13 protein-coding genes are annotated in these 16,104 nt (G+C 65.7%); 6 read left to right on the forward strand and 7 right to left on the reverse strand.

What is annotated here, in order from left to right; translation table 11 throughout:
• From VFW45_02350 to VFW45_02360, 3 genes are all read right to left on the reverse strand, one after another.
• Positions 1-585, reverse strand: a 585-nt coding sequence (locus VFW45_02350; GenBank protein ID HEU5179605.1) for a D-alanine--D-alanine ligase, incomplete at its 3' end; no start/stop codon positions are given.
• 33 nt (positions 586-618) lie between these two features.
• The gene (locus VFW45_02355; protein HEU5179606.1) at positions 619-1,632 is read right to left on the reverse strand and encodes a putative zinc-binding metallopeptidase; all 1,014 of its coding nucleotides are present in this window, start codon (positions 1,630-1,632) and stop codon (positions 619-621) included.
• A gap of 1 nt (position 1,633) precedes the next feature.
• Complete coding sequence (locus tag VFW45_02360) at positions 1,634-2,158, reverse strand: hypothetical protein (protein ID HEU5179607.1); 525 nt, start codon at positions 2,156-2,158, stop codon at positions 1,634-1,636.
• Between the two features lie 255 nt (positions 2,159-2,413).
• Between VFW45_02360 and sppA the strand changes: the two genes are divergently transcribed.
• Positions 2,414-4,186 (forward strand): signal peptide peptidase SppA, encoded by a 1,773-nt coding sequence (gene sppA / locus VFW45_02365; protein ID HEU5179608.1) that lies wholly within the window; start codon positions 2,414-2,416, stop codon positions 4,184-4,186.
• Here the strand turns inward: sppA and VFW45_02370 are convergent.
• Entirely contained in the window at positions 4,183-6,546 is a 2,364-nt protein-coding gene (locus VFW45_02370; GenBank protein ID HEU5179609.1) for a heavy metal translocating P-type ATPase, read from the reverse strand. The two genes, sppA and VFW45_02370, sit on opposite strands and share 4 nt — an antisense overlap.
• Positions 6,547-6,744: 198 nt before the next feature.
• On the opposite strand from VFW45_02370, the gene VFW45_02375 reads away from it, so the two are divergent.
• The 3 genes from VFW45_02375 to hemQ all read left to right on the forward strand — a co-directional run bounded on the left by VFW45_02375 (position 6,745) and on the right by hemQ (position 11,512).
• Positions 6,745-9,666 carry a zinc-dependent metalloprotease gene (locus VFW45_02375; GenBank protein HEU5179610.1) on the forward strand — a complete coding sequence of 974 codons (2,922 nt, stop codon included), beginning with the start codon at positions 6,745-6,747 and terminating at the stop codon, positions 9,664-9,666.
• Between the two features lie 107 nt (positions 9,667-9,773).
• Positions 9,774-10,676 (forward strand): histone deacetylase, encoded by a 903-nt coding sequence (locus VFW45_02380; GenBank protein HEU5179611.1) that lies wholly within the window; start codon positions 9,774-9,776, stop codon positions 10,674-10,676.
• Entirely contained in the window at positions 10,673-11,512 is an 840-nt protein-coding gene (hemQ, locus tag VFW45_02385) for a hydrogen peroxide-dependent heme synthase (protein HEU5179612.1), read from the forward strand. Before VFW45_02380 ends, hemQ begins: the two co-directional genes overlap by 4 nt.
• Positions 11,513-11,528: 16 nt before the next feature.
• Here the strand turns inward: hemQ and VFW45_02390 are convergent, their stop codons facing one another.
• Complete coding sequence (locus VFW45_02390; protein HEU5179613.1) at positions 11,529-12,578, reverse strand: helix-turn-helix transcriptional regulator; 1,050 nt, start codon at positions 12,576-12,578, stop codon at positions 11,529-11,531.
• A 540-nt stretch (positions 12,579-13,118) separates the two neighbouring features.
• On the opposite strand from VFW45_02390, the gene VFW45_02395 reads away from it, so the two are divergent.
• Complete coding sequence (locus VFW45_02395; protein ID HEU5179614.1) at positions 13,119-14,141, forward strand: hypothetical protein; 1,023 nt, start codon at positions 13,119-13,121, stop codon at positions 14,139-14,141.
• 9 nt (positions 14,142-14,150) lie between these two features.
• Here the strand turns inward: VFW45_02395 and VFW45_02400 are convergent, their stop codons facing one another.
• Positions 14,151-15,197 carry an OmpA family protein gene (locus VFW45_02400; GenBank protein ID HEU5179615.1) on the reverse strand — a complete coding sequence of 349 codons (1,047 nt, stop codon included), beginning with the start codon at positions 15,195-15,197 and terminating at the stop codon, positions 14,151-14,153.
• Between the two features lie 254 nt (positions 15,198-15,451).
• Between VFW45_02400 and VFW45_02405 the strand changes: the two genes are divergently transcribed.
• Positions 15,452-15,808: a hypothetical protein gene (locus tag VFW45_02405; GenBank protein HEU5179616.1), complete on the forward strand. Its 357-nt coding sequence runs from the start codon at positions 15,452-15,454 to the stop codon at positions 15,806-15,808.
• Between the two features lie 18 nt (positions 15,809-15,826).
• Here the strand turns inward: VFW45_02405 and VFW45_02410 are convergent.
• A partial coding sequence (locus VFW45_02410) for a hypothetical protein (GenBank protein HEU5179617.1) occupies positions 15,827-16,104 on the reverse strand: 278 nt, incomplete at its 5' end.

A 16,104-nucleotide genomic window follows, 5' to 3' on the forward strand; every position in this document is an offset into this window, starting at 1 on the left:
GATCAGGACGGGCGAGTCGAAGTTGGCGTGCAGCCAGTCGATCCGCTCCATCAGCTCGCGGATCGAGCTGACGACGGCGTTGAACTCGATGCCGATCGAGCCGTCCTCGCGCGCCGGCTTCACGATGACCGGGAAGGAGAGGTCTTCGTGCGCCCAGTCGAGCCGTCCGCGGTAAACCGTGGCGAAATAAGGGGTGCGGATGCCGTGGAAGGCGAAGATCTTCTTGGCCAGTGTCTTGTTCTGCGACAGGTGGATCCCGAAAGGTCCCGTGCCGGTGTACTTGAAGCCGCACAGGTCGAGATAGGCGGCCAGGTGGACATCCTTGGTGTCGTCGCCGGCCCACGAGGCGGTGAGGTTGAAGACGAGATCGCACTCCGTCTTGGTCAGGTTGGCCAGCGACTCGCGCGTGCCGTCCACGGTGACGTAGAAAGGGGAATGCCCGGACTCGCGGAGCGCCTCGTGGATCTCCTGGCGGTCCTCCTTGTCGGGCTTGCGCTTCCGGCGGACGGGCTTCGCCTCTTCGGAAGTCTCTTCCTCTTCCTCGTACCAGATGTCGTACAGGATCGCGACACGCAGCTTGGCCATAGATTCCTTGGCTGGAGGGCCCGACGAGGCCCGTTACTTTAATACGAAACGCCCCCGCTCGAGGTAGTTCATCGCCAGCGCGGTGGCATAGGCGGTCAGCTCCACCAGGTAGGTGTCCTCGCGCCGCCGCACCGCCATCAGCTTCTTCTCACGGCAGTGCCGCAGGATGGTCTCCATCAGCGCCCGCACCATCTCGGGGCGCACGCCCGTCCAGGTGGCGATCTTGTCGATGATCTCGGCCCGGCGGGGCTGGAGGATCCGGGCGGCGGGGACCAGGCCGTCGGAGGCGGCACCGCGGCGCGGAAAGATGTCCGAGAGGTCCCCTTCCAGCGCCAGCTTTACCTTTGCTCGGTTCTGCCTTGCCATCCGGCGGTAGAAATCCCGCACCGTCTCCCTCATTTCCGAGACCGTCACGTCGGTGCGCCCCTGGTCCACCAGCGGCGGCCGCGTCCCCAGCCGCCGGACGACGCCGTCGACGTAGAGCAGCTTGCGCATGGCCGGCCAGCCGCGGTAGCGCTGACGCCAGCGCGACGTGGGTGTCAGCCAGACGGCGAAGGTTTCGGAGAAGTCCTCATCGGGATGCTTCTGCGCGTACCACCCTTCCAGGTGGCGCACGTAGCGCCGCGAGAAGGGGAGCGGCCGGTAGTCCTCGCGGTAGGGGCGCCGAAAGGGGCCGAACAGCTGGCGCCAGCGCGGCGTCGTGAACAGGCGGTAGGCATAGTTGAAGGCATGGCCCGCCTCGTGGCGCAGGTACTTCATGATCTTGCGGGAATCCTCCAGGTCGTTCATCTTCTTTTCCAGGATCGCCAGCTTCGGATTGGCCAGGTAGAAGGGGATGCCGATGATCGGCTCGCGGTCGGGACAGCCCCACTCATCCGTCAGGTAGCAGACCGCCTGGAAGCGGGTGATCCCCTTGCGGCGCAGCTCCCGCTGCAGCTGGAGGACGAAGCGCTCCACAGGGGAGCCCTCCAGCTTCAGCCCGAGCCGGTCGATCCGCCGCCGCAGGATCCAGCGCAGCTCGGGAGGGGTCCTTTCGAATCCTTTCATCTCAGTTGATGGCCAGCGTTACCTGGAGGATCGGGTCGACGTCGCAGTCGGACAAGATCACGGGAGGATCGGTGACCGGGGTCTCGAGCACCGCGGCGGAGTCGCACGCCGCCTGGACCAGCCCCGTGCTCCTGTCGAAGGTGCCGAAGCATTGAAGATAGACCCCCTCGTTGTCGAGGACTGAGAAGCTGGTCCCGCAGGTGTCGGCCTCGACGTTGCCGAAGATGCTCTGGGGGCTGGTGATGCTGTTGAACGTGAACCCAACGTTCAGACCCGAAGCGAAGACCTGCACCGAGTTGAAGTTGATCTGCTGCGAGGTAACCGTCACTGTCTGTCCGTTGAAAGAAGGGTCGGAGCAATTGAAGAAATCGGCGACCACCGGATTGAAGGTGACGCTGTAGGTCCCAAGCAGGTCGGTGCGGATGACGCCGCAGTCGGGGTTCACGATGATGGTGTCGCCTTCGTCGTTGCAGCCCGTCCCGCCCAGGATCAGCGGGAGGAGCAGAAGCATCCTGGACAATTTCATGGGGAGACCCCCTCAGCCGTGTCGCGGGTTGAAAGAAAGGTTGATGCGGCCCGGAGGGCGCCCGGAGGCGCGCCGCGGACTCCTTAGTCTACCCCAGCCGTCCGCAGGCCGCGCGGGGCCGGGTAGAACCCGGGCCCATTTCTTGCGTATGATCCCGTGGCTTTCGTGGGGGACGGGTACGCTTTCCGCAGCAGTCCGGGGGGGCCGCCGGCGGAAGGTCGCGTCGAAATCACCATCCCAGGGGGGGTTGGTTCCATGGGTAAAGTGCTGCTCAGATTGCTGGCGGTCGTGGGAGGACTGGTGGTCTTCGTCCTCGTCCTCGGCGTCCTCGTCTTCGCTCTGGTCAAGGCGGGGAAGGGAAGCGTTTCGCAGAAGACCGTCCTCGAGCTGGATTTCGAGAAGGAGATCGTCGAGGACGTGCCGGAGGACCCCATCGCCGCCGTGCTGATGAAAGATGCGATGACGATGCGGGGGTTGGTCGAGACGCTGGATCGCGCCGGCAAGGACGATCGGGTCGTCGGGCTCGTGGCGCGGGTCGGCGCCGCGCCGTTGGGAATGGCCCAGCTCCAGGAGCTGCGCGATGCCGTCACCGCCTTCCGTGCCAGCAAGAAGCCGGCGATTGCCTATTCCGAGACCTTCGGGGAGTTCAGCCCGGGGGGAGGTTCCTACTATCTGGCCACCGCATTCGACGAGATCTATCTGCAGCCTTCCGGCGACGTGGGGCTCACCGGCGTCATCCTGGAGAGCCCGTTCGCGCGCGGCACGCTCGACAAGCTGGGATTGAAGCCGCGCATGGATCATCGCTACGAATACAAGAACGCGATGAACTTCTACACCGACAAGAAGTACGACCCCTACTTCAAGGAAGCGATGGAAAAGCTGATGAGCTCCTGGTTCTCGCAGATCGCCCGCGGGATTTCCGAGGGGCGGCATCTGACCGAGGCGCAGGTCCGGTCGCTCATCGACCGCGGCCCCTTCCTGGGGAAAGAGGCCCAGGATGCCGGGCTGGTGGACGGAATGGCCTATCGCGACGAAGTCATGGCCCACGTCAAGAAGAAGCTGGGGGACGGGATCAATTTCCTGAACGTGAACGACTACCGCAAGCGCACCACCAAGATGGCCGGCGGGCAGGGCAAGACGATTGCCCTGATCTACGGTCTGGGAGCGGTGGCCCGCGGCGAGGGGGGCTACAGCCCCATCTCCGGCGAAGAAGTGATGGGCAGCCGCCGCGTCTCCGCCGCCTTCCGGCAGGCGGTGAAGGACTCCTCCGTGAAGGCCATCATCTTCCGGGTCGACTCGCCCGGCGGCTCCTACGTCGCCTCCGACACGATCTGGCGCGAGACGGTGCGGGCGCGCAAGGCCGGCAAGCCGGTCATCGTGACGATGGGGAACCTGGCGGGCTCGGGCGGCTACTTCGTCGCCATGTCGGCCGACAAGATCGTGGCGCAGCCGGGGACGATCACCGCCTCCATCGGCGTTCTCGGCGGCAAGATGCTCACCAACGAGTTCTGGGACAAGATCGGGCTGTCGTGGGACGAGGTCCACTCCAGCCAGAACTCCACCTTCTGGACCGGCACGCACGACTACTCGCCGGAGCAGTGGTCCCGCTTCCAGGCCTGGCTCGACCGCGTCTACGTCGACTTCACCTCGAAGGTGGCCGAGGGAAGGAAGCTCCCGAAGGACAAAGTTCTGCAAATCGCGAAGGGACGCATCTGGACCGGCGAAGATGCCAAGGGTCTCGGGCTGGTGGACGAGCTGGGAGGCTATCCGGAGGCGATGAAGCTGGCCCGGGAGGCCGCCAAGATCCCCGAGAAGGAAGCGGTGAAGGTCAAGGTTTTCCCGCCCAAGAAGTCTCCATTCGAGATGATCTTCGACCAGGATCGCGATGACGATCCCGACGAAGCCGCGGTGGCGGCGGTGATGCAGGGATTGAAAGCGCTGCAGCCGCTGGTGCGGCAGGTCCGGATGATGGGGCTTTCCAACGATCCGGGTGTGCTGACGATGCCGCCGGTGGAGGCACGGCCTTAGAGCCCAAGACGCCGCAAGCGCAGGGCATTGGCTATCACCGATACGGAGCTGAAGCTCATCGCGGCGCTGGCGATCATGGGGCTGAGGAGCCACCCGAAAAAGGGGTAGAAGATTCCCGCGGCGACCGGGACGCCGAGAAGGTTGTAGAAGAAAGCGAAGAAAAGGTTCTGACGGATGTTGCGCACCGTGGCCCGGCTCAGGCGCCGGGCCCGCGCGATTCCTCGCAGGTCTCCTTTCACCAGCGTCACCCCCGCGGCTTCCAGGGCCACGTCGGATCCCGTTCCCAGGGCGATTCCGACGTCGGCGGCGGCCAGGGCCGGCGCATCGTTGATCCCGTCCCCCGCCATAGCCACCCGATGCTTCCCGGCGCGCAGCGAGCGCACCAGCTCCGCCTTCTGATCCGGCAGCAGCCCGGCGTGCACGTCCCGCAGCCCCAGCTCGCGGGCCACCGCCTCGGCGGTGGCGCGATGATCCCCCGTGGCCATCACCAGGCGCACGCCGTCCTCGCGCAGCCGGTGCAGGGCCAGGCGCGTCGACTCGCGGATGGCATCGGCGATCGAGATAACCCCGGCAGCCACGCCGTCGATCGCCACCAGGACCACGGTGTGTCCCTTCCGCCGCAGCGCCCCGGCGCCTTCCGACAGCGGTGCCGGATCGGCTCCGTTCGAGCGCAGGAATTCCTCCGTGCCGATGGCGACCCGGCGTCCTTCCACCCTCCCCTCGATCCCTCGGCCCGGGTAGGCGCGGAAATCGGCGGCGGGCGCGGTCTGCAGACGGCGCCGCCGCGCTCCCTGGATGATGGCCGCCGCCAGCGGGTGCTCGCTGGCCATCTCCAGTCCCGCGGCCAGGCGCAGCACCTCGTCCTCTCCGGCGCCGGAAGCCGCGATGACCTCCGCCAGCGCCGGCTTCCCTTCGGTGAGCGTCCCCGTCTTGTCGACGACGATCGTATCGACCTCTCCGAGGACCTCGAGAGCCTCGGCGTCGCGGATCAGGATGCCGGCCGCTGCACCGTGGCCCACCCCGACCATGATCGACATCGGCGTCGCCAGCCCCAGAGCGCAGGGGCAGGCGACGATCAGCACCGCCACGGCAGCCAGCAGGGCGTGGGCGCCGCGCGGCTCGGGCCCGAGCCACGCCCAGCCGACAAAGCTGAGCAGGGCGACGATGATCACCGCCGGGACGAACCAGGCCGCCACCCGGTCGGCCAGGCGCTGGATCGGGGCACGGCTGCGCTGCGCCTCGGACACCATCCGGACGATGCGCGCCAGCAGCGTCTCGCTTCCGACCTTTTCCGCGGCCAGGATCATCCAGCCGAGGCCGTTGAGCGTGCCGCCGATGACCGGATCTCCCACGCGCTTTTCCACCGGCAGCGGCTCGCCGGTGATCATCGACTGGTCGACGGCGCTGGCTCCCTCCACCACGACACCATCCACCGGAACGCGCTCGCCCGGCCGCACCCGCAGCCGGTCGCCGGGTGTTACCGCGCCGAGCGGGATCTCTTCCTCCGTGCCGTCGGGGCGGATTCTCCGGGCCAGGGCCGGGGCGAGGCGCAACAGCGCGCGCACCGCGTCGCGCGTCCGTCCGCGCGCCCGCAGCTCCAGGACTTGTCCGAGGAGGACGAGGACCGTGATGACCGCGGCGGCCTCGAAGTAGACCGGAACCTGGCCGTGCGCGTCGCGAAATGATGCGGGAAACCAGTCAGGGGACAGGGTGGCCGCCAGACTGGAGAGATAGGCGGCCCCGGTTCCCAGGGCAATCAGGGTGAACATGTTCAGGCTGCGGTTCACGACCGATTGCCAGCCGCGGACGAAGAAGGGGAATCCGCACCAGAGAACCACCGGCGTGGCCAGGGTGAGCTGGATGAAATTGGCAAGGGAGCCGGCGACCAGCCCGTGGGGCAGCAGGCCAGGAATCATCCCGCCCATGCTCAGCACGATAAGGGGAAAGGTGAGCGCCGCTCCCAGCGCCAGACGGCGGCGCATGCCGGCAAGCTCCGGATCCGGTAGCTCCTGGGCCGTCAGGGCGAGTGGCTCGAGAGCCATGCCGCAAATGGGGCAGGAGCCGGGTCCCGCCCTCCTGATTTCGGGGTGCATCGGACAGGTGTAAATGGAGCCTGCCCCTACGTCCGCCGCCGCTGGGGCCGGGCGCGCTGCCGTAACGGCCGATCCGGCTCCGCTGGACAGGGCGCTCAGGTAGCTTTCCGGCGCCTCACGGAACTTCTTCAGGCACCAGTCGCTGCAGAAAAAGTAGGTCTCGGCCCCGTGCCGGTGGCTGCCGGCGGCTGTCTCCGGCTGCACCACCATCCCGCACACCGGATCCATGGTGGTGCGGACCTTGTTGCTGCTGGACGAATTAGTCATTTGTTCTCAGTTGGATGGCCCTGGGAATAAGGTGCAATTCAAGAATCCCGGCAGCCCCAGAGGGAAACAGCAACAAGCTTCGCACCACCATGAGGAAACTAAAGGCCGAGGAGCACGTAAGAATAACCAGTTTCCGATCCTTATTTCCGTCAAGGTCGCAAGACCCTTCGGAGCACCCCCCAAATCTGGAGGAGAAGTATGAGCCAAAGCCTGACCCGTCTCGGTCGAAGTGCTGGAATCACCGCGCTCTTGGCGGTCTTCGTCCTGGGCTCGGGAGCCCCCGCCGCGCTCGCGGCGGCGACCGGTTCCCCCGAGAAGCGCGCGGAAGAAGGGAAGGAGACTTCCAAGAAGAAGAAGGACAAGAAGGGGGAGAAGGCCGAAGGGGCCCCCAAGGACGAAAAAGAGGAGGCCAAGGAGCCCACCTTCGAGAAGGCGACCAAGAATGCCCGCGAAGTGAAGGGGTTGTTCAACGTCTACGTGAAGGACGACGAGGCGAAGTACTTGCTGGAGATCGCCCCCGATCAGCTCGACAAAACCTTCCTGCTCAATCCGACGCTGGTGTCCGGGGTAGGCCAGGGCTTCCTCTATCCTTCCGACATGTGGCCCGAGTACCCGGTCCAGTTCCAGCGCATCGGCAAGATGGTGCGCCTCATCCACATCAATCCCAACTTCCGCATCGACGACAAGGCGGCGCTGAAGCCGCAGGCCGCGCTGGCCGCGCCCGACGCGATCGTGTCGCAGGCCAAGGTGGAGAGCCAGCCGCACCCTGAGCGCAAGAGCATCCTGGTCGACATGTCGAGCCTGTTCCTCCAGGACCTCGAGGGGATGTCGCTGGCGCTCAAGTACACCCTCGACACGCCCTACGGGTATGACGGCGGCGGCAGCAGCTTCGCGAAGGTGAGCGGCTACCCGGAGAACCTCGATTTCGACACGGTCCTGAACTTCAAGACGCAGGAAGCCAAGATCCGCCCCGTCTATGCCGCTGATCCGCGCAGCATGCTCATCAAGTTCCACTATTCGATTTCGAAGCTGCCGGCCGACGGCTATCGCGCCCGCCTCGCCGACGATCGGGTCGGGCACTTCCTGGCGGTCATGGACGACTACACCGACGAGTCGCTCGATACCCCGGCGGTGCGCTACGTCACGCGCTGGCGCCTCGAGAAGAAGGACCCGAACGCGGCCCTCTCCGAGCCGGTGAAGCCGATCGTCTACTACATCGAGAACACCATTCCGCCCGAGTATCGCGACGCGGTGAAGCGCGGCATCGAGGCCTGGAACGCCGCCTTCGAGCAGGCCGGCTTCAAGAACGCCATCCAGGCGAAGGACCAGCCGGCGGACGCCGACTGGGACGCGGCCGACGTGCGCTGGGCCTCGATCCGCTGGATCGTGGCGCCGGGCGCCGGCTTTGCGCAGGGCCCCTCGCGCATCAACCCTTACACCGGCGAGATCTTCGACGCCGACATCCGCTTCTCCGCCGACCTGGTGCGCAACTTCCACCAGGATTACGTCGAGGTCGCGGCTCCGACCGGACGCGCCTTCGCCGGCGCGACGCCGGCACAGGGTGCGATGATCAAGTCGCTCACCGGCTGGACCGACATGCTGGGTCCGTTCTCGCTCGAGGCGCTGATGACCGACTCCCTGCCGCAGCAGCCGGCGCGCTGGTCTCCTCCCGGGGCGCGTCCCGACACCTCCTTCGCGGGCATGGGGTACTGCGATTTCGCCCAGGGCTTCATGCAGCAGATGGCGGTCGGCTACAACGTCCTGGCGGCCCGCGGCCAGATGACCCCCGCCAAAGAGCTGGAGTATGTCAACCAGGCCCTCGTCTATATCACCATGCACGAGGTCGGCCACACCCTGGGCCTGCGCCACAACTTCAAGTCGAGCACAACCCTTGGATTCGATCAGATCCAGGACGCCGAGCTCACCGCGCGCCAGGGGCTCGTCGGATCGGTCATGGACTATGTCCCGGTCAACCTGGCGCCCAAGGGAAAGAAGCAAGGACAATTCTTCGCATCGACGGTCGGTCCCTATGACAAGTGGGCCATCGAGTATGCCTACAAGCCCGTATCGGGCGGCTCGACCGAGGCCGAGAAGCCGGAGCTGGACAAGATCGCTTCACGCGTCGCACAGCCTGGCCTGGCCTACGGCACCGACGAGGACAACGCCGGGGTGCGCGGCATGGACCCGGGCGTGAACGTGTGGGACCTCAGCACCGACACCCTCGCCTACTACGAGAACAACGCCGACATCTTCCGCGAGATGGTGGCGGACATGGAGAAGGAGTTCGGTGAGCCCGGAACGCGCTACCAGAAGCTGCGCTCCGTGTTCGGGGCGGCCGTCGGCGAGATGTTCCCCGCGGCGCTCAACGTTCCCAAGGCAATCGGCGGCATCCGCCACAACCGCGATCACATCGGCGATCCGGGCGGGCGCGTCCCCTACGAGCCGGTGCCGGCGGCGCAGCAGCGCGAGGCCCTGAACTTCCTGACCAAGGAGATCTTCGGGCCCGACGCGCTGAAGATCTCGCCGCAGCTTCTCAACAAGCTGGCGGTGGAGCGGCTCCCCGATCTGCAGGGGACGGTGTGGCAGGTGGAGCGCAACGACTTCCCGATTCACACCCTCGTCACGCTCCTGCAGTCGATCCCGATGAACCGGATGTACAGCCCGACCAACCTGGGCCGCCTGAACGACATGGAGGCGCGCACGGGGGAGAAGGAGACGGTGCGCCTGATGCAGGCCAACGGTGTCGAAGCGAAGGCCGCCGTGAAGAGCAAGGACCTGTTCACCATGAGTGAGATGTTCACCGGCATGCACAAGGCGGTCTGGAGCGAGCTGCAGACGCGCGAGAACGTCAACTCGTTCCGCCGCAACCTGCAGCGCATGCACCTCGAGAAGCTGGTGGATCTGGCCGTGGGCGACGTGGCCGGGGCGCCGGAAGACGCGCGCACCCTGGCGCGGGCCGAACTGTCCGAGATCCGCAAGGGGTGCGACGCCGCCCTGGCCACGGGTGGAAAGGTCGACGCCATTACCCGCGCGCATCTGGATGAGACGCGGGCCAGAGCCAGCGCCGCGCTGGCGGCCGGGATGGACCGGAACCAGGGACGCCCGACAGGGCAGATGTAGCACCCCGGGTATCAGCTCGAGCCCCGCGGGAGCCGCGCTCCCGCGGGGCTTTTCTTTTTGCGGGCCTGCGCCGGGTATAATCGCGGCGCAACCCCAGGAGAGAGCCCGTGAAAGTGGTCTATTCCGATGCCTACTTCCTGCAGCTGGGAGAGCATGTCTTCCCGGCGGTGAAGTATCGCCGCGTGAAAGAGAAGCTGCTCGCCGACGGGACCATCACGCCGGCCGATCTGGTAGAGCCCGCGCCGGCGAGCGATGAAGATCTCCTCCTGGTGCACGCCCCTTCCTACATCCATAAGCTCAAGACCGGGACCTTCTCGCCGGTCGAGATCATGCGGCAGGAGGTCCCCTATTCGCGCGAGCTGGTGGACGCCTTCATCCTGGCCGCGGGAGGCTCGATCCTGGCGGCGAAGCTGGCGCTGGACGCCAGGTCGGCGGCGGTCAACCTGGGAGGCGGCTTCCACCACGCCTACCCGGATCATGGCGAAGGCTTCTGTCTGATCCACGACGTGGCGGTGGCGATCCGCAGGATGCAGAAAGATCGCAGGATCGATCGGGCGATGGTGGTCGATTGCGACGTGCACCACGGCAACGGCACGGCCGCGATCTTCAGGAAGGATCCCGACGTCTTCACGCTGTCGATTCATCAGTTCCACAACTACCCGTTCCACAAGCCTCCCAGCAGCCTCGACATCGACCTGGCCGACGGGACGGGCGACGCCGAATACCTGGAGAAGCTGGAGCAAGGGCTGGCCGCGGCCATGCAGAAGCTCACGCCCGATCTCCTGTTCTATATCGCCGGGGCCGACCCTTTCGGGGAAGACCAGCTGGGAGGTCTCAATCTGACGCGCGAAGGGCTCGAAAAGCGCGACCGGCTCGTCTTCGAGGCGGGGAGAAGGCACAAAGCCCGCGTGCACCTGACTCTGGCGGGCGGCTACGCCGTGAACGTGGAGGACACGGTGGCGATCCATGCCGCCTCGGTGCGTATCCTCCGGGAGGTCTTCAAGGTATGACGCTGTCCGATTCCGCCGCGCCCCTGACTTTGGAGGGGCACTTTCTTCTGCACCAGATGTTCCGTGTCCGCTGGACCGAGTGGAAGAAGCTCCTGCAGGACCGCCGCGCCGCGGTGGCGGCCGAGGCGGCGTTTCTGCTGGAGCAGATGGAGAAAAACGAAGCGGGCCCTTCCTGCAGCGTGGCGGTGCTGGGACACAAGTGCGATCTGATGCTGATTCACTTCCGCCCCGATCTGCCGGCGATTCACCAGGCGGAGCAGGCGGTGGCAGGCTTGGGGCTGGGCGAGTTCCTGGAGCCGGCCGGCTCCTATGTGTCGGTGGTGGAGCTGGGGCTCTACGAGATGACCCTCAAGATTCACGCCGAGCTGGAGGAAAAAGGAATCGCGCCCGCCACTCCCGAGCACGAGCGGGCGCTGGCGGAGGAGCTGTCGCGCCAGCGGGAGCGAATGAAAGGACGCCTGGTCCCCGCCTTCCCGAAGCGCCGCTACGTCTGCTTCTATCCAATGAACAAGAAGCGCGGCGAGGTGAAGAACTGGTATGCGGAAGGGATCCGGCGGCGCGCGGAGATGATGCGCGAGCACGGCCTCATCGGCCGACGCTACGCCGAGCAGGTCACCCAGATCATTTCAGGCTCGATTGGCTTCGATGACTGGGAATGGGGAGTGGATCTGTTCGCCGACGACCCGATGGTCTTCAAGAAGCTGGTCTACGAGATGCGCTTCGACGAAGCCAGCTCCTGGTACGGTGAGTTCGGACCGTTCCTGGTGGGGCTGCAGTTCTCCGCGTCAGGCCTGGCGGGGCTGCTGTCGGGAGAGACCCCGCCGCTGCAGGCTTGAGCTCCAGCCGGAATGCTCAGTTCGGCCGCGGCAGGAAGGGGAGGCTCCGGCGCGCCTTGCCGTGCGAGGTGGTCGGGGCTGAGCCCCAGTCGCGGCCGGGCGGCCGCCGCAGCGTCTCCGCCGGGGATTCGTTGAACAGCGAGCGGTAATCGGCCGCGAAGCGTCCCAGGTGGAAGATGCCGTGGCGGTTGGCCACGCTCTGGACCGTCTGCAGATCGGCATTGGCCCGCCCCAGCGCCCGCCTCACCTGATGCAGCCGCCGCATCCGCAAATACTGGGACGGACTCATCCTGTAGTTCTCCTGGAAGACGTCACGCAGCGTCCTCTCGCTGACTCCCGCCACCGCACACAGATCCGACAGGGAAATCTGCTCTATCGGGGCCGAATCCAGGAAGGCTTCGACCGACCGCGCCACCCTCGCCCGGTTCCAGCTCCGGTGGCTCGGCCGTACGCGCAGGGAAGAGCCCAGGACGCGGGCCAGGGAGGTGATCACCCACTGCTCCAATCCTTTCCGGGCTTCGGGAACCTCGAGCAGCGTCGGGTCGCGGCGGACGGCGGCCAGCACCGCACCCAGCCGGGTGCGCAGCGCCTGATGCGAATCGGCGGTCGGCACCAGCAGGCGCGATCCCTCCTCGAACAGCGGCGCGTCGCTGCCGGTAAGGGCTACGAGGGACTGCCCCAGCGGCTCGTACTCCATCGACAGGAAGGCCCAGGACGTCTGAGCCGGCATCAGCATCTGGATGTCGGAGCGGGGGGCCATGGCGATAAGGGCGTGCGGGTCGAGGCTCTGGCCGCGCCAGACCCAGTCAGGCTCGGCCGACAGGTTGAACAGCACTCCGAAGTAGTTGTTCTGGGAGACGCCTCCCGCCAGGTGGGGGAGGTCGATATCGCCGAACTGGATCATTCCGTGGTCCAGGCCCACGAACGTGAACTCCCCGGCGAAGGCGCCCGGAGCCTTTTGCATGAATTCGGAGGACCCCCCCTGAATGAGGGCGGACAGCTCGTCCCGGTCGCGGAACCTGGCCGTCTGGAAGAGAGGGGCTTTTTGTAAACTCGGGCTGGACATCGACTTTCCAGTTCCTCGCGGGCTTTCAGGGGTCGAGTGATTATACGGCAAGTGAATCGCATGCCGTCTCGGGATATTCCGGATAACGAGCTTCGAGGTTTCCCCTTCGCACCCGATTTCGAGGCCCTGCCATTCGTGCCGGATCCGGATACCCTGTCTGCTATAAAGGTAGTCAGTAGTTCCGTCCCACAGCGATGCGCCGCATTGTGGCCTTGCGATGCGGCCCATCCCGCTAGGGCTGGCCTGGGAAGCAGAGGGGAAAGCCAAGCTTTCACAGCTTCCCAGGCCGCTTTATTCCGCGGGGAGGGACTCTACTCCCCGCTTCGACTTCCGCACCGCGACATTCCGCTCGGCTGAAACGATTCCCTGAACCATCCCGCGTTCGGACCGTAGGATCCTGCAGCGAGGCGATCAATGGTCCGAGGTCTCATTCCCTGCGCGTTGGCCCTTTTGCTCCTGGGCACGGCCGGCTCCGAAAATCCGTCGAAGCTCTCAGTTCCCGCAGAGTCCTCCCGATGGGAGCTCGAGGGTCAGGCGGTCGTGGCCGAGCATCAAGGGCGCAAGTGCCTTCGGCTGGACGGCGGAGCGGCCGTGCTGAAGGATTTCGAGCTGCGCGACGGCGTCATCGATGTCGATGTGTCGACCCCGGCAAGCCGCGGCTTCTTCGGCATTCAGTTCCGCATCACCTCCGACGGAGGGAACGCCGAGTGGGTCTATCTCCGCCAGCACAAGTCGGGGCTGCCCGACGCCCTGCAGTACACGCCGGTCCTCAACACCGGACTCAACTGGCAGATCTACAACGGGAGCGGCTTCACCGGGGCGGTTCTCATTCCAAAAGATGTCTGGTTCCATTTGCGGCTGGAGCTGACCGGGGCTCAGGGCAGGCTCTTTGTCGAAGACATGAGCAAGCCCGTTCTGGAGATGAGCGATTTGAAGAGCGGCGTGCAGAAAGGCCAGCTGGCCCTGGCCGTGCTCACCGGGGAGACTTACTTCTCGAATTTCGAGGTGCGGGTGACGCCCGATGCTGCCTGGGAGCGGCACAACCCCCCGATGCCGCCGGGCACGCTGGTGCGTTGGAGCCTGTCACCTTCCTATGATGCGCTCCAGCGTAATCTGGAGCAGCCCCTCACCGCCGCGGAAGCGAACCAGATCTCCTGGCAGGATGTGGAGGCCGAGCCCCCCGGCTTGGTGGTCCTCTACCGCTATCGCGAGGCGCCGCACCCGAAGGTGACCTTCCAGGGCGACTTCTCGAAGCGCCTCGAGCCGCAGCCGGGCATGAAGCTGATCTATGCGCGGACCCGCATCGAATCGGACCGCGACCAGGTGAAGAAGCTCCTGATTGGCTACAGCGACGACGTCAGCGTCTTCCTGAACGGGCGGATTCTGTATCGCGGCCGCAGCGCCCAGGGGTTTCGCGATCCCGGGTTCCTGGGCATCGTCAACCCGGAGAACGACGTCGTCTACCTTCCTCTCAAGAAAGGCGCCAACGAGCTGGTGCTGGGCGTCAGCGAGCTGGGCGGCGGATGGGGTTTCATCTGCCGCCTTGCCGACCTGGAACCCTGAGCCCGCTTTCTAGTCGAGCTTGGTCAGCTCGACCCGCCGGTTCTTGGCTCGACCCTTCGCGCTCTTGTTGTCGGCGATCGGCTCGGCCTCGCCGTAGCCTCTCGTGGTGAGGCGCGAAGCGTCGACTCCCTGACTGACCAGGAAATCCCGCACCGCGTCGGCCCTGGCCTGGGAGAGCTCCATATTGTGCTCGTCGTCGCCCTGCGAATCGGTGTGACCGCCGATCTCCACTCTCACCTTCGACCAGTCCTTCAACGTAAAGGCGACATGGTCGAGCGTCGACTGGGAATCCTCGGTCAGCTTGGCGCTGTTGGTCTCGAAATTGACTCCCTCGAGGACCAGCTTGTTGCTTTGCTGGAACATGTTCGCCGACTGGGCCTGCTCCGGGCAGCCCCGATCGTCGACCTGCGAGCCCGCAGGCGTGTTGGCGCAGCGGTCCAGACCGTCGGATACTCCGTCCCCGTCGGAATCGATCGGGCAGCCGTTCCCGTCGACGCTGGCGTATCGCGGCGTGTCGGCGCACTGATCGAGGCCGTCCGGGACTCTATCCCCGTCGGCATCCGTCGTGCAGCCCTTGGAATCCGCATCGGCCCCCTTCGGTGTGCCGGGACAGCTGTCGAGACCGTTTGCCACGCCGTCTCCGTCGGCGTCGACGGGGCAGCCATGGCTGTCCACTTCGGCACCCCGGATCGTGTCCGGACAGTTGTCCAGGGCGTCGGTCACATAGTCGCCGTCGGCATCGCCCGACTCGAAGTGGCTCGTGAGCAGCGCCAGCGTTTCATCGTCCAGCACTCCCGTCCTGCGCATGTTGTGCCGGCTTTGAAACGTGCGCAGGGCGGAGCTGGTGGAATCGTCGAGCACTCCCACCTCGAAAGCGCCCTCCGCCAGATCGCCTTCCTGCACCAGGATGGCCTGGGCCTTCCCGATCATTTTGCGTGATGCGTAGTCGCCGGTGGCGGCGGCGGACGGAGCGGAGATCGAGACGGCGAAGGTCATGATCGCCATCAAGCCGATCACCGTGAGCAGGGACCATTTGAAGTACCGATTCTGTGTCATGCGAGCCTCCTTCGAGAATCGTGTTCGGTGCAATGGCGTCGAATGGCGACCTGCGCAGCGGCGCCACTGTTTAAGGACCATCTCACGCAACCCGCCTCATCGAATCGGCTCGAATCCTGCCGAGTTGCGGGCCGAGACCCTGCCTGGACAAATCCACTCTGGGTGTGCCGAGTCTAACATCCCAAATCAGACGGGGGTAGGCTCAGCCAGGTATATTGCTTGAACCGCCGGCAACGCCTCTCGGAGCGCAGCCCTTGGCCCGGCACGATTCGGATAGACTCGTTCGGGAAGCAATTGAAGTGGAAGCTTTGCTTCCGGGAGAGATTTTCGGAATGACAGCCAGGCCTCCGGACCTCACCAGGAAACAGCTCTATCTGGCTTTTGCCATTGCGGCCGTCTCCGACGCGATATCGGCATTCACCACCTTTGCAGCGCCCGTCGAATGGCCGGTCGACTTTCTGACAGCCCTGCTGCTCTTTCTCGTGCTCGGTTGGCGCTGGCCATTGCTGCCCGGGCTGATCCTGGAGGCCATTCCGGGCGTCGGTGTCTTCCCCTTCTGGGTGCTGGTCGTCGGCGCCATCGCGGTCCACGGCAGCGCGCGGCCGAAATGAATCGGGCGGGCGAATTGCTCAAAGTGCCGTGCGGGGCACCATCGTGTGGGGGGACTCGAAGAAGCGGCAGATGAAGGAGCGGGCCGTGGGAAGGTCATGCGCCTTGGTCATCAGCGCCCAGAGGTGATGCCCGAAGGGGAGCCAGCGATGGCCCCAGGCGACGAAGAAGCGCAGGCGCTTGAGCGACTCCTCCGTCGTAAATCTCTCTTCGAGACGGTCCAGGAAAAACAGCAGCGCGCGTCCGTACTCGCGCCCCTCCTCCTCCGGCGTGGCCGGGGCGCGTTCTCCTTCGCGGC

The sequence above is a fragment of the Candidatus Polarisedimenticolia bacterium genome, from assembly GCA_035764505.1.
Lineage (GTDB): Bacteria > Acidobacteriota > Polarisedimenticolia > Gp22-AA2 > AA152 > AA152.

What these genes read in the sequence shown, in the direction of transcription:
- sppA (HEU5179608.1), top strand. Translation starts at nt 2,414, where the DNA reads ATGGGTAAAGTGCTGCTCAGATTGCTGGCGGTCGTGGGAGGACTGGTG.
- VFW45_02370 (HEU5179609.1), bottom strand. Translation starts at nt 6,546, where the DNA reads ATGACTAATTCGTCCAGCAGCAACAAGGTCCGCACCACCATGGATCCG.
- hemQ (HEU5179612.1), top strand. Translation starts at nt 10,673, where the DNA reads ATGACGCTGTCCGATTCCGCCGCGCCCCTGACTTTGGAGGGGCACTTT.
- VFW45_02390 (HEU5179613.1), bottom strand. Translation starts at nt 12,578, where the DNA reads ATGTCCAGCCCGAGTTTACAAAAAGCCCCTCTCTTCCAGACGGCCAGG.
- VFW45_02375 (HEU5179610.1), top strand. Translation starts at nt 6,745, where the DNA reads ATGAGCCAAAGCCTGACCCGTCTCGGTCGAAGTGCTGGAATCACCGCG.
- VFW45_02355 (HEU5179606.1), bottom strand. Translation starts at nt 1,632, where the DNA reads ATGAAAGGATTCGAAAGGACCCCTCCCGAGCTGCGCTGGATCCTGCGG.
- VFW45_02360 (HEU5179607.1), bottom strand. Translation starts at nt 2,158, where the DNA reads ATGAAATTGTCCAGGATGCTTCTGCTCCTCCCGCTGATCCTGGGCGGG.
- VFW45_02400 (HEU5179615.1), bottom strand. Translation starts at nt 15,197, where the DNA reads ATGACACAGAATCGGTACTTCAAATGGTCCCTGCTCACGGTGATCGGC.